This window comes from Brevundimonas sp. TWP2-3-4b1, assembly GCF_049897665.1.
Lineage (GTDB): Bacteria > Pseudomonadota > Alphaproteobacteria > Caulobacterales > Caulobacteraceae > Brevundimonas > Brevundimonas subvibrioides_B.
On sequence record NZ_JAFCWQ010000015.1, the window covers coordinates 47,000 to 58,670 of the forward strand.

15 protein-coding genes are annotated in these 11,671 nt (G+C 67.4%); 14 read left to right on the plus strand and 1 reads right to left on the minus strand.

The annotated features are described in order from the left end of the window. Nucleotides 1–259 precede the first annotated feature (259 nt). The 11 genes from ACP7A5_RS12020 to ACP7A5_RS12070 all read left to right on the plus strand — a co-directional run bounded on the left by ACP7A5_RS12020 (nt 260) and on the right by ACP7A5_RS12070 (nt 8,770). Nucleotides 260–817 (plus strand): NifU family protein, encoded by a 558-nt coding sequence (locus ACP7A5_RS12020; RefSeq protein ID WP_426042140.1) that lies wholly within the window; start codon nt 260–262, stop codon nt 815–817. A gap of 116 nt (nt 818–933) precedes the next feature. Continuing rightward, nucleotides 934–1,527: a helix-turn-helix domain-containing protein gene (locus ACP7A5_RS12025; protein WP_426042141.1), complete on the plus strand. Its 594-nt coding sequence runs from the start codon at nt 934–936 to the stop codon at nt 1,525–1,527. Nucleotides 1,528–1,596: 69 nt separating this feature from the next. Next, entirely contained in the window at nt 1,597–1,980 is a 384-nt protein-coding gene (locus ACP7A5_RS12030; protein WP_426042142.1) for a helix-turn-helix domain-containing protein, read from the plus strand. A gap of 13 nt (nt 1,981–1,993) precedes the next feature. Then, nucleotides 1,994–2,650, plus strand: coding sequence for a tRNA (adenosine(37)-N6)-threonylcarbamoyltransferase complex dimerization subunit type 1 TsaB (gene tsaB, locus ACP7A5_RS12035; RefSeq protein ID WP_426042143.1), 657 nt, complete (start codon nt 1,994–1,996; stop codon nt 2,648–2,650). Nucleotides 2,651–2,655: 5 nt separating this feature from the next. Then, entirely contained in the window at nt 2,656–3,078 is a 423-nt protein-coding gene (locus ACP7A5_RS12040) for a GNAT family N-acetyltransferase (protein ID WP_426042144.1), read from the plus strand. Between the two features lie 41 nt (nt 3,079–3,119). Beyond that, the gene (locus ACP7A5_RS12045) at nt 3,120–3,599 is read left to right on the plus strand and encodes a Fur family transcriptional regulator (RefSeq protein WP_426038504.1); all 480 of its coding nucleotides are present in this window, start codon (nt 3,120–3,122) and stop codon (nt 3,597–3,599) included. A gap of 55 nt (nt 3,600–3,654) precedes the next feature. After that, complete coding sequence (gene miaB, locus ACP7A5_RS12050) at nt 3,655–5,061, plus strand: tRNA (N6-isopentenyl adenosine(37)-C2)-methylthiotransferase MiaB (protein ID WP_426042145.1); 1,407 nt, start codon at nt 3,655–3,657, stop codon at nt 5,059–5,061. Beyond that, entirely contained in the window at nt 5,051–6,040 is a 990-nt protein-coding gene (locus tag ACP7A5_RS12055; RefSeq protein ID WP_426042146.1) for a PhoH family protein, read from the plus strand. Before miaB ends, ACP7A5_RS12055 begins: the two co-directional genes overlap by 11 nt. Continuing rightward, complete coding sequence (gene ybeY / locus ACP7A5_RS12060) at nt 6,037–6,498, plus strand: rRNA maturation RNase YbeY (protein WP_426042147.1); 462 nt, start codon at nt 6,037–6,039, stop codon at nt 6,496–6,498. The genes ACP7A5_RS12055 and ybeY overlap by 4 nt, the downstream gene beginning before the upstream one ends. Next, on the plus strand, nt 6,488–8,092 hold the full coding sequence (lnt, locus tag ACP7A5_RS12065; protein ID WP_426042148.1) for an apolipoprotein N-acyltransferase: 1,605 nt from the start codon (nt 6,488–6,490) through the stop codon (nt 8,090–8,092). The genes ybeY and lnt overlap by 11 nt, the downstream gene beginning before the upstream one ends. 264 nt (nt 8,093–8,356) lie before the next feature. Then, nucleotides 8,357–8,770 carry a helix-turn-helix domain-containing protein gene (locus tag ACP7A5_RS12070; RefSeq protein ID WP_425990409.1) on the plus strand — a complete coding sequence of 138 codons (414 nt, stop codon included), beginning with the start codon at nt 8,357–8,359 and terminating at the stop codon, nt 8,768–8,770. A 48-nt stretch (nt 8,771–8,818) separates the two neighbouring features. Here the strand turns inward: ACP7A5_RS12070 and ACP7A5_RS12075 are convergent, their stop codons facing one another. Then, nucleotides 8,819–9,316 (minus strand): S-type pyocin family protein, encoded by a 498-nt coding sequence (locus ACP7A5_RS12075; RefSeq protein WP_426042149.1) that lies wholly within the window; start codon nt 9,314–9,316, stop codon nt 8,819–8,821. A gap of 123 nt (nt 9,317–9,439) precedes the next feature. Here ACP7A5_RS12075 and coaBC point away from each other — a divergent pair, with 123 nt between their 5' ends. From coaBC to ACP7A5_RS12090, 3 genes are all read left to right on the plus strand, one after another. Next, on the plus strand, nt 9,440–10,669 hold the full coding sequence (gene coaBC, locus ACP7A5_RS12080) for a bifunctional phosphopantothenoylcysteine decarboxylase/phosphopantothenate--cysteine ligase CoaBC (RefSeq protein ID WP_426042150.1): 1,230 nt from the start codon (nt 9,440–9,442) through the stop codon (nt 10,667–10,669). A 9-nt stretch (nt 10,670–10,678) separates the two neighbouring features. Continuing rightward, nucleotides 10,679–11,125, plus strand: a complete 447-nt coding sequence (dut, locus tag ACP7A5_RS12085) for a dUTP diphosphatase (RefSeq protein ID WP_426042151.1) — start codon at nt 10,679–10,681, stop codon at nt 11,123–11,125. Nucleotides 11,126–11,207: 82 nt separating this feature from the next. Then, the gene (locus ACP7A5_RS12090) at nt 11,208–11,570 is read left to right on the plus strand and encodes a hypothetical protein (protein WP_426042152.1); all 363 of its coding nucleotides are present in this window, start codon (nt 11,208–11,210) and stop codon (nt 11,568–11,570) included. Nucleotides 11,571–11,671: the final 101 nt, after the last annotated feature.

Consider the following 11,671-nt stretch of genomic DNA (forward strand, 5'->3'; position numbering starts at 1 on the left):
CCTGAATTCGCCAGGGATTTCAACGTCCGGCTCTGACGAGAGCCCTTTTGCCCATCACTCTCTGAAACGGCCTCATACTGGTTCTTCACGTGTGGAGACCCTCATCATGGGCGAACGCATCGGACGCATCGGACGCTTCGAACGGTGTTTTGAAGGCCGGACCGACGGGACTCTATGGACTATCTGGACTCCAATTCCGGAGTCTGACCCGCACCGCGACGCTCTTGCGAACCACCCCATCCAGGCGCATCTCCAGCTCATGTTCATCCAGACCGAACCGACCCCGAACCCGAACGCACTGAAGTTCCTGCCCGGCCGCGATGTGGCCCCCGGCGGTTCGCGCGAGTTCCTGTCGATCGACCAGGCGACGGCCTCGCCGCTCGCCGAGGCCCTGTTCACGCTGGAGGACGTCTCCGGCGTCTTCTTCGGGGCCGACTATGTCTCGGTGACCAAGGTCGAACACGGCCGCGACTGGTCGGAGATGAAGCCGGAGATCCTGTCTGCGATCATGGATCATTTCGTCTCCGGCGCGCCCCTGTTGCGCGACGGCGAGACGAGCGTCAATGACGGCGCCGAGGACACCGAGATTGTGGCCGAGATCAAGGCTCTGCTCGACAGCCGCATCCGCCCGGCTGTGGCCCAGGACGGCGGCGACATCCTGTTTGATGCCTTCGACGAGGAGAGCGGGATCCTGCGCCTGCGCATGCGCGGCGCCTGCGCCGGCTGCCCCTCCTCGGCCATGACGCTGAAGGCCGGGGTCGAGCAGATGATGAAACACTACGTCCCCGAAGTGACCAGCGTCGAACAGGTCATCTAGGGGCGCTGCCGATCGCCCGTTTCTGACCGCTATCGCTTGCGACACGGTCATTTGCTGCTTGAGCACGTGAAACGTTTCCGTCTCGCCTGACACTGGCGTCTGAGGCACAATCCGGCATGGCCCGCTTCGCATCCGACCCGGACGCCGCCGCCCTCGGCGAGGGACTGGCCACCCTGCGCCGCGCCGTCGGCCTGAGCCAGGCGGAGGCCGGCGCCCGCATCGGCATGACCAGCCAGGGCTGGGGTCTCTATGAGAGCGGCAAACGGCCGGGCCTGTTTCGCCCCGATGTCCAGCGCCGCCTGACCGGCGCCCTGAACGCGACACCCGAGGATCTCGCCCTGATCCTGGCGCGGGAAGGGCCGGCGACCGCACCGCCAGCGACCGGCGTAGAAAGCCTCGGCCGTGCCTTCAGTCCGCCGCCCGAGCGGCATGCGAACGCGACCGAGCGGATGCAGCTTTCCAATGACGACCTTGCGCCCTGGGCCGCGTCCGGGGTGGTGCTGGAGTTCGATCCGGGCCGCTGGCCGCGCCGGGACCAGGGCTGCGTCATCGACCTGGCGGACGGGACCCGACTGGTCCGGCTGTACCAGAGCGCCGACGGCGACCGCCTGTATGTGAAGGGCGGTCCGGCCGGACTGGGGGCCGAGACCAGTCTGGATCGCAACGCGGTCGCCCGGGTGGCGGCTGTCCGCGCGAGGCTGGACGAATGAAACGAAAAGGTTGTATTTTGCGTGGCGATATGAAACGATCCGGTCAGCAGCAAAGCCGGAGCCGCCCGCATGCCCCGTTCGCCCGCCGCCATCGACGCCCTGGTCGGACACCGCATTGCGGAGCGGCGTGCGGCCATGGGTCTGTCGCAGACGGCCCTGTCTCAACGGCTCGGCGTCAGCCCGCAACAGGTCCAGAATTACGAGTCGGGGGCCAATCGGGTCTCGGCGTCGCGTCTGAACGACATCGCAGTCGCCCTGGGGGTCGCGCCGGGCGCGCTGTTTCCGGCTCTCTCGTCGGGGGAGGCTTCGGAGAGCGACGACCTGTCACGTCTGCGTATCATGACCGCGACGCCCGAAGGGCGAGTCGTGGCCGCCGCCTTCCCGCTGATCCGCGATCGAAACCTGAGACAGGCTTTGGCGCGGATCACCGAGGCCCTGGCGCCCGCGTCCTGACCGGGTCCGCCCGATGAGGGTGCTGGTCATCGACACGGCGCTGGACGCCTGCACCGCTGCAGTGTTCGAGGAGGGCCGCGCCTTGGGCCTGCGGTCCGAGGTCATGGCCCGCGGTCACTCCGAACGGCTGGGCGGTTTCGTCCGCGACGCGGTCGCGGAGGCCGGCGGCGGGTTCGAGGCGCTGGACCGGATCGGCGTCACCGTCGGCCCGGGCTCCTTCACCGGCCTGCGGGTCGGACTGGCCTTCGCCCAGGGACTGGGCGCGGCGCTCGGTCTGCCGGTTGTCGGCGTATCGACCCTCGCGGCCCTGGCCCGGTCCGCCGATGGCGGACAGGGAACGATGGCGGCTGTGATCGATGCGCGCCGGGGGCAGGTCTATCTGCAGCTGTTCGAGACCGGTCACCCGGCGTCGGCGCCGGAGGCCGTGTCGCTGGAAGACGCCATCGCGCGCCTCGCCGACCGGTCCTGGCGCATCACAGGGTCGGGTGCGACCCTGGTCGGAGGCGAGGTTTCGACAGTGACCGCTCCCGACCCCGCCGCGCTCGCCGCCCTGACCGTTGCGCTCGACCCCGCGAACCATCCGCCGAGACCCCTCTATCTGCGCGCGCCCGACGCGACCCCGCCGACCCGCCTGCCCGGTCAGGCGCGCCCCGTCGTTTCGGGCGCGTGACGACCGTGGCCGATCCGGGCGATCTGGTCCGAGGGCTCGCCGACCTGCACGCGGCAGCGTTCGACGCGCCGTGGTCCGCGACGGCCTTCGCCGACCTTCTGGGTCAGGCCGGCGTCTTTCTGGAAGGCGACGCGGACGGTTTCGTTCTGATCCGCACCGTCGCCGACGAGGCGGAGATTCTGACCCTGGCCGTCCGGCCGCCCGCCCGCCGGAAGGGCCTGGGCGCCCGTCTGCTCCGCGCCGCGACGGTTCGCGCGGCCGCGATCGGCGCGACGCGAATGTTCCTGGAGGTGGCCGAGGATAACGCTCCAGCCCGCGCCCTCTACCGCGCGCTCGGCTTCGAGGCGGCGGGACGACGACCACGCTATTATCTGCGTGCGGACGGCCCGGCCGTGGACGCCCTGCTTCTGGTTCTTAACTTGGTCTGAACGGCTTCCCACGAGGGGTTGGCCCCTCTATCTTCACAGCCATGGACCGGATCGAAAAACTCTGCGCCGAGCGCGGCATGCGCATGACCGAACAGCGCCGGGTGATCGCCCGCGTTCTCGGCAGCGCCGAGGATCACCCCGATGTGGAGGAGTTGTACCGCCGCGCCTCCGCCATCGATCCGCACATCTCGATCGCCACCGTCTATCGCACCGTGCGCCTGTTCGAAGAGGCGGGCGTGGTCGAAAAGCATGACTTCGGCGACGGCCGCAGCCGCTATGAAGAGGCGGGCGACGATCACCACGATCACCTGATCGACACCAGGACCGGCGAAGTCATCGAATTCTTCGACGCCGAGATCGAACGGCTGAAGACCGAGATCGCCGAACGCCTCGGCTTCGAACTGGTCGGGCACAAGCTGGAGCTCTACGGCAAGGCCATTGAAGGCGCCGAGCCGTCCAAGCGCGAGGGCCTGATCTACACGCGCAACGCCGCTCGCGTCGATCCTGGCCAGCTGTCCTGATCCTTGCCGGCTTCGTGATCTTGCAGGCCTTTGGCGCGACACTCAGGAGTGCGTCATGTCCGCGACCCTGACTGCTCCGGAGGTTGAGACGTCCGCCGCCCCGATCCCGGGGCCCAAGCGGCTGTTCATCAAGACCTACGGCTGCCAGATGAACGTCTATGACTCGGAACGAATGGCCGATGTCCTGCGCCCTCTGGGCTACGCCACGACCGACGAGGTCGAAGCCGCCGATTTCGTCATCCTGAATACCTGCCACATCCGCGAGAAGGCGGCCGAGAAGATCTATTCCGAGCTCGGCAAGATGCGGGAACTGCGTGAGCGCAAGATCGCACGCGGCGAGGCGCGGATGACCATCGCCGTCGCCGGCTGCGTCGCCCAGGCCGAGGGTGAGGAGATCATGCTGCGCCAGCCGGCGGTCGACATCGTCGTCGGACCCCAGGCCTATCACCAGCTTCCTGAACTGCTGACGCGCACTGCGCGGTCGCGCGGTGAGCGGATCGGCGCGGACTTCGCGCCCAACGAAAAGTTCGACGCCCTGAACGCGGGTAGCCCGTCGATGCGCGGGGTCAAGGGCTACACCGCCTTCCTGACGGTGCAGGAAGGGTGCGACAAGTTCTGCAGCTTCTGCGTCGTCCACTATACGCGCGGCGCTGAATGGTCGCGGCCGGTCACCGACGTTCTGGCTGAGGAGCGCGGTCTGGCGGACCAGGGCGTGCGCGAGGTCACCCTGCTGGGCCAGAACGTCAACGCCTATGACGGGGAGGGCGCGGACGGAAAGGTCTGGACCCTCGCGAAGCTGGCGCGGATGCTGGCGGACATCCCCGGCCTCGATCGCATTCGCTATACGACCAGCCACCCCAACGACATGTCCGACGACCTGATCGCCGCGCACGCCGAGGTCGAGGCCCTGATGCCCTATTTGCATCTGCCGGTGCAGGCGGGGTCGGACCGGATCCTGCGGTTGATGAACCGGAGGCACGGGCGCCAGAAATACGTCGACCTGATCGGGCGCATCCGCGAGGCGCGGCCAGACCTTGCGCTCGCCGGCGACATGATCGTCGGCTTTCCCGGCGAAACAGACCGGGAGTTTGAGGACACCCTCGATCTGGTGCGACAGGTAAATTACGCGGCCTGTTTCTCCTTCATTTATTCGGCGCGGCCGGGCACTCCGGCCTCGACCATGCCGGGGCAGGTGCCTTCCGAGGTGATGAAGGACCGGCTCAAGGCGCTGCAGGACCTCCTGATCGAACAGCAGGTGGCCTTCAACGAAGCCCAGACGGGGCGGACGCTGAACGTCCTGTTCGACCGCAAGGGCCGCTATCCTGGGCAGGCGGTCGGGCGATCCCCATATCTGCAATCCGTGCATGTCTCCGGCGCGGATCATCTGCTCGGCCGGATCGTTCCGGTGAAGATCGAGCAGGGTAGCCAGAACAGTCTGAAAGGTGTCCTTATTGGCGCGTGAATCCGAGTTTCTTGCGTTGGACGACGCGTCGCTGCGGGCGGTGATCGGGCCGAACAGCCGCCACGTCGCCCTGATCGAGGATGCCTTCAAGGTGTTGATCGAGGCGCCCGGCGGCGGAGTCTCGATCAACGGCGGGGCTCGCGACCGGGCCAGCGCCAGACAGGTGATCGAGGGTCTGGCCCTGCGCGCAGCGAAGGGCGCCGAGGTCAACGAGGCGGACGTGCGCGCCGGCATCGGCTCGGCCCGCACCGGGGTCACCGGCGGCGGGCGCCGCGTCGATCCCATGGCCCTGCCTATCGGCAAGCGCGGCGCCATCGTCCCCAAGACGGACGCCCAGGCGCGCTATCTGGACACCCTGGCCAACCACGAACTGAGCTTCGGCGTCGGTCCGGCGGGGACAGGCAAAACCTTCCTCGCGGCCGCCTACGGGGCGTCGCTTCTGCGTCGGGGACAGGTGGACCGGCTGGTCATCACCCGGCCAGCGGTCGAGGCGGGCGAAAAGCTGGGCTTCCTGCCCGGCGACCTGAACGAAAAGGTCGATCCCTATCTGGCTCCGATCTGGGAGGCGCTGAACGACATTCTCGGCGCCGAGGACGTGCAGCGTCGGCGCGACAAGGGCGAGATCGAGGCCGCCCCGATCGCCTTCATGCGAGGCCGCACCCTCAGCCATGCCTTCGTCATCGTCGACGAGGCGCAGAACACCAGTCGTCTGCAGATGAAGATGGTCCTGACTCGTCTGGGGGAGGGGGCGCGGATGGTGGTCACCGGCGATCCGTCGCAGATCGACCTCCTGAACCCACGCGACTCGGGCCTCGCCCATGCGTTGCGCATCCTGCGCGACGTGAAGGGGGTGGGGGTGCTGGAATTCGAGGCCCAGGACGTGGTGCGTCATGCCATGGTCGAGCGGATCGTGCGCGCCTATGACGCCGATGCGGCGACGGGTCGGCCGACGCCCGACCTGGAAGACCCGGCGCGATGATCGAGGTCGAGGTCGACGCCGGGGACTGGACCGACGCCATCGACGATGTCGAGGCCGTGGTCGAACGGGCGGCGGTGGCGGCTCTGGGCGATAGAGAGGGTGGCATCGTCATCCTGCTGACCGACGACGAAACGGTGCGCGACCTGAACGACCGGTTCCGCGGGAAGGACAGGCCGACCAACGTCCTGTCCTTCCCGGCCGCCGAAATGCCCTGCGTCGCCGGTCAGACGCCGCTGGGCGACATCGTCCTGGCTTACGGCGTCTGCGCGGCTGAGGCCGAGGAACAGTCCAAGACCCTGCGCAATCATCTGACCCATCTGGTGGTGCACGGCGTGCTTCACCTGCTGGGGCGCGACCACGAGGTCGACGTGGAGGCCGAGGCCATGGAGGGCGAGGAGCGCGTGATCCTTGCCAGCCTTGGCGTATCCGACCCATACACGCTCCCGTATGACGACTGAGCTTTTCCAGAAATCCGGCGATGCCCTGAACCGGGCCCTGGACGGGCGTCTGGCCCGTATCGGCCTGGCGCTGATCGCCGGCATCGGGGCGGCCCTGGCGCATCCGCCGTTCGGGATCTTGCCTGGCCTGCTGGGCTATCCGCTTCTGATGCTGCTGGCCGAACGGTCGGGGTCGGTGCGCGGCGCCTTCTGGATGGGTTGGCTGGCCGGGTTCGGCTATTTCGGCGTCGGCTGCTGGTGGGTCGCCGAGGCCTTCCTTGTCGACCCGGCCCAGGCCTGGATGGCGCCGTTCGCCGCCAGCCTGTTGCCTGCCGGTATCGGCCTGTTCTGGGGGACGGCGACGGCCTTGTATCGCCGGTTCGCGCCCGATGGCTTGCTCCGCGTCCTGTTTTTCGCGGCATGTTTCGCCCTGCTGGAATGGCTGCGCGGCCATGTGTTGACCGGCTTCCCGTGGAACCCAGCGGGGGCCGGCTGGGCCGCCGGATCGGCGGGCTCCCAGTTTGCGGCAGTGGTCGGGGTCTACGGGCTGGGGTTCGTGACGGTCGCGGCGACCTGCGCTTTTGCCCCCCTGTTCTCGCCGGGATCCCGCAAGGCGCGGGCGGGCGTCGCCCTGACCGGCACCGTCATCCTGTCCGCCCTCGTCATCGGCGGTACGGTCCGGCTGGCCGGAGCCCAGGTGCGCGACACCGACACCCTGATCCGCATCGTCCAGGCCGACGTGCAGCAGGAGTCCAAATGGTCGCCGGAGACCTATCGGTCCATCGTCGATCGTTACGTCAATCTGACCGCTCGCGCGGGCGCGGCCCAGCCCGATGTGATCGTCTGGCCCGAAGGCGCTCTTCCGGCCCGTTTCAACGACGTCTTCGCACCCAACTCACCCGACGGCTCGGCCATCGCGCGGGCCGTCCAGCCGGGCCAGACCCTGCTGATGGGATTGCCTCGGGGCGAGAGGGGGCCCGATGGGCGGGCGCGCTACTACAACAGCCTGTTCGCCATGGCCGATGAAGGCGCGGCCGGGCTGAGAGTCACCGCCGTCTATGACAAATACCGGCTGGTCCCGTTCGGCGAGTTCCTGCCGCTGGGCGGTTTGATGGGCGCGATCGGCGTGCGCAGCCTGGTGCATATGCCCGCCGACTTCAGCCCGGGACCGCGCCCCGCGCCGATCGACCTGCCAAACGCGCCCAGGGTCCAGCCGCTGATCTGCTATGAAAGTTTGTATCCGGGGTTCACGCCGGGCGCGGGCGGCCGGCCTGAATGGATCGTCAACGTGTCCAACGACGCCTGGTTCGGGGCGACCTCGGGACCGATCCAGCACCTCAACCTCGCCAGCTATCGCGCCATCGAAACAGGTCTGCCGGTGGTGCGCGCGACGCCGACGGGGGTTTCGGCCATGATCGATCCCTGGGGCCGGGTCATCGACGGCCGGCGACTGGATCCCGGCGAGAGCGGGGTCATCGACGCCCTGTTGCCGCAACCGGTGGGGATCACCCCCTACGGCCGGGTCGGCGACCTGTTTTTCTGGCTGATGGTGCTTGGCGGACTGGCGCCGGCCGCGATCTTGTTCGTCAGGGCGCGCCGGGCGGTCCATGGATGAGAAGCGCTCCAACTTGACCACAGGTGGCGGGTTGGGCGCGCAAGGTCGCAGCCCTTGCGCGCCCTGCTTCAAAGCCGCCGAAGAGCGTCCCGAGAGAGCCGTCGAAGTGCTCAAGGCGTTGAGGTCAGGGGATGTCTCGTCGTGACCGACAATCGCAGTCGCGGCCGTGGCGGCGGTGTAATCTCCATTTCCCAGAAATCAGATGACAGCTAGGCCGGACGAGCGCATGAGGTCGCCGGTTTCAATCAAGGCATATGACGAGCAATGGTTAGAGGTGTCGGCGAGGATGGTCCCCACCCGGTGGACCGCCATGTGGGCAGACGGGTGTGCGAGAAGCGCATCAGCCTGGGTTATAATCAAAGCGATCTGGGTCGGGCGCTGGGACTGACCTTCCAGCAGATCCAGAAATACGAGAAGGGCGCCAATCGCATCTCGGCGTCCAAGCTCTGGGACATCGCTCGCTTCTTCAAGGTGGACGTCGGATACTTCTTCCAGGGGTTGAGTGCTCAACCGGGAATGGCGGAGGGGGAGGCTGGCGCGGCCGCCTTCGATCACGACTTCCCCTCGACCCGATACACCATCGAGATCGCGCGGCTGGCCCCGCAACTGTCCAGCCGTCAGCAGAAGTTGGCTCTGGACATGATCCGCGAGATGACCGGCAAGCCCGAAGAAGCCTAGGCTTCCGTTGAGGCCGCTATCGCCCGATGCGCCCCGACGCCCCGGCCGTCAGTTCTGAGATCGCCGCTGGCCGAAGGTCGGGGCCGCGGCTCTCTGGACGGCCCAATAGGTCGGACCGTCGTTGGGCTTGAACATGGTGCGTGCTGTACCGTCCCGCGCCACGACGGCGAAGGTGTTGGTCGAGGCCTGATACAGCAGGATGTCACCGTTCGGACGCGTCGCCGTGTCCGTACCGGCAGGCGGCCGCGACGTGAAAGCGGTGATCTTGTCCAGAAAGTCCTCGGCCGACCGCGAGCCAAAGTCCGCGCCGTTGCGTTCGTAGAGGCGCTGGATCTTCTCATCGACCGTCTCACGGCGATTTGCGGTCAGGACCGTCGTCCCGGCTCCGTCCGTGTCCGACGACGTCATTCCGGTCGAAGACCCCGCGCCCGATGTCAGGGTAACGTCGGCCCCCCGGGCCGTTCGATCCCGCGTTTCGACCGCTGAATCCCCGTTGCCGCAAGCCGTCAAGGTCAGCATCGCTGCGAAGGCGACGCCTGTTGTCATCGAAACCCTCATCACACCCTCCATTTGAAACCCGCAGAAGAGACTTAGCCACAGGTTGTTTGTTCCCGCAATGTTCTTTTTCTCCGTCTCGACGGCGTGCGCCGCGGCGGCTAGACCGGCGTCATGTCCAGCGCGGCCCTGACGACCCGAAAAATCCTGCTGATCGTCGGGGGCGGCATAGCGGCCTACAAGGCGCTGGAGTTGGTGCGGCTGCTCAAGAAGGCCAGCTGCGAGGTGCAGGCCGTGCTGACCGCGAGCGGATCGGAGTTCGTCACCCCCTTGTCGCTGGCGGCCTTAACCGGAAATCCCGTGCGGATGGGCCTCTTCCTGCCCGACGAAGAGACGACAATGGGTCATATCGAGCTGTCGCGCTGGGCCGACCTGGTGGTCGTGGCGCCGGCGACGGCGGGGCTGATCGCCAAGGCGGCGAACGGCATGGCCGACGACCTGGCTTCGACCACGCTTCTGGCGACGGACAAGCGGGTACTGCTTGCGCCGGCGATGAATGTGCGGATGTGGCTGCATCCAGCGGTACAGGCCAATGTCACGCGGTTGAAGGGGTTTGACGGTTTCCACGGCGTGGCGGTCGTCGGGCCGGACGACGGCGAGATGGCCTGCGGCGAGTTTGGCCCGGGGCGGATGGCCGAGCCGGCGGCGATCCTGGCAGCGATCACCGATCTGCTGACCGGTCCTGACCGACGGGCGCTGGCGGGGCGGCGGGCGGTGGTGACGGCGGGTCCGACGTTCGAGCCGATCGATCCGGTACGGGGCCTGACCAATCGGTCCAGCGGCAAACAGGGCTACGCCATCGCCGCCGCCCTGGCCGTGCGAGGCGCCGAGGTGACCCTGGTTTCAGGGCCGACGGGTCTGGCGGTTCCGGTCGGCGTAACCCGGATCGACGTCGAAACGGCGATGGAAATGAAGGCGGCGACTGAGGCGGCGCTTCCAGCCGACATCGCGGTGCTTTCGGCCGCCGTCGCGGACTGGCGCGTGGACACGGTCGCCGGCGGCAAGATCAAGAAGGCGCCGGGCGGGCCGCCGACGCTGAGCCTGATCGAGAACCCGGATATTCTGGCGGGCATCGCCGCGCCCGGAGTGAACCGGCCAAGGCTGGTGATCGGCTTCGCCGCCGAGACCACAGACCTGGAGGCCAACGCCCGGTCGAAACTGTCGCGCAAGGGCTGCGACTGGATCGTCGGCAACGACGTCTCGGCCGATGTCTTCGGCGCCGATGGCAATACGGTCCTCCTAGTGACAAAGGACGGGGCCGACGCCTGGCCGCGCCTTTCCAAGACCGAAGTGGCCACGCGCCTGGCCGACCGCATCGCCAATCATTTTTCTCCCAAAGCCTGAGAATCTGCCTTGAGCACCCTTCGGATCCTGCGCCTGCCCCATGCCGAGGGCCTGGCCCTGCCCGCCTATGAGACCGCCGGGTCTGCGGGCCTGGATCTGAGGGCCGCGGTGCCCGAGGACGCACCGATGACGCTTGAGCCGGGCGCGCGAGCTCTTGTGCCCACAGGGCTCAAGATCGCGCTGGAACAAGGCTGGGAGGCGCAGATCCGGCCGCGATCGGGCCTCGCATTGAAACATGGGATCAGCGCGCCCAACACCCCGGGGACGATCGACAGCGACTATCGCGGCGAGGTCGGGGTCATCCTGATCAACCTGGGCCAGGAGCCGTTCGTCATCAAACGCGGCGAGCGCATCGCCCAGATGGTTATCGCGGCCGTGGCCCAGGCGACCGTGGTCGAGGTCGAGACCCTGGACGACACGGCGCGCGGCTCCGGTGGTTTCGGTTCCACCGGCTGATAAGGTCGCATCCATTCCCGCAGACCGGCGTTAACCCTGCCGACGGCCAAGCTGGGCCGTGGCAAATCCGGAGCGTCGCGTGATGGAAGAGTTCTTCGCCCAGCTGGGCAACCTGCTGCAGGGGCTGTTCGCCCTCACCCAAAGCGGGTTTGACAGCGTCAATCAGGTGGTAGGGCTGATCATCGCCCTGATCGCCGCCTTCATGATGCCGGCATGGCGCAGCCTGTTCAGCACCGCCCTGGGCGCGACCTTGGTCTATATCATCGTGGGCTTGCTGAGGCCGATGCTGGATGGGGGCGCGTTCGCCCTGCCCGATCTGATGAGCATGACCTTCTGGATGACCGTCCTGGCTCTGTTCCTGGCCTTCTCGGTGATCATCGCCGTATTCTTCTTTCTCAGGACCCTGTTGGGCGGCGGACATCGCCATCGGGCCCATGCCCACTAGGAACCGGAAGGCGGACGTTCGCGTCCGCCCTTTCCCTTTCGACGGGACGGAGCTATAGGAACTCCCACATCGTTAGACCGGCGTCCAACGGCGTCGTTCAA

Excerpts from the sequence above, each read along its gene's own strand:
- ACP7A5_RS12020 (WP_426042140.1), top strand. The coding sequence starts at position 260 with ATGTTCATCCAGACCGAACCGACCCCGAACCCGAACGCACTGAAGTTC.
- ACP7A5_RS12025 (WP_426042141.1), top strand. The coding sequence starts at position 934 with ATGGCCCGCTTCGCATCCGACCCGGACGCCGCCGCCCTCGGCGAGGGA.
- ACP7A5_RS12030 (WP_426042142.1), top strand. The coding sequence starts at position 1,597 with ATGCCCCGTTCGCCCGCCGCCATCGACGCCCTGGTCGGACACCGCATT.
- tsaB (WP_426042143.1), top strand. The coding sequence starts at position 1,994 with ATGAGGGTGCTGGTCATCGACACGGCGCTGGACGCCTGCACCGCTGCA.
- ACP7A5_RS12045 (WP_426038504.1), top strand. The coding sequence starts at position 3,120 with ATGGACCGGATCGAAAAACTCTGCGCCGAGCGCGGCATGCGCATGACC.
- miaB (WP_426042145.1), top strand. The coding sequence starts at position 3,655 with ATGTCCGCGACCCTGACTGCTCCGGAGGTTGAGACGTCCGCCGCCCCG.
- ybeY (WP_426042147.1), top strand. The coding sequence starts at position 6,037 with ATGATCGAGGTCGAGGTCGACGCCGGGGACTGGACCGACGCCATCGAC.
- lnt (WP_426042148.1), top strand. The coding sequence starts at position 6,488 with ATGACGACTGAGCTTTTCCAGAAATCCGGCGATGCCCTGAACCGGGCC.
- ACP7A5_RS12070 (WP_425990409.1), top strand. The coding sequence starts at position 8,357 with ATGGTTAGAGGTGTCGGCGAGGATGGTCCCCACCCGGTGGACCGCCAT.
- ACP7A5_RS12075 (WP_426042149.1), bottom strand. The coding sequence starts at position 9,316 with ATGACAACAGGCGTCGCCTTCGCAGCGATGCTGACCTTGACGGCTTGC.
- coaBC (WP_426042150.1), top strand. The coding sequence starts at position 9,440 with ATGTCCAGCGCGGCCCTGACGACCCGAAAAATCCTGCTGATCGTCGGG.
- ACP7A5_RS12090 (WP_426042152.1), top strand. The coding sequence starts at position 11,208 with ATGGAAGAGTTCTTCGCCCAGCTGGGCAACCTGCTGCAGGGGCTGTTC.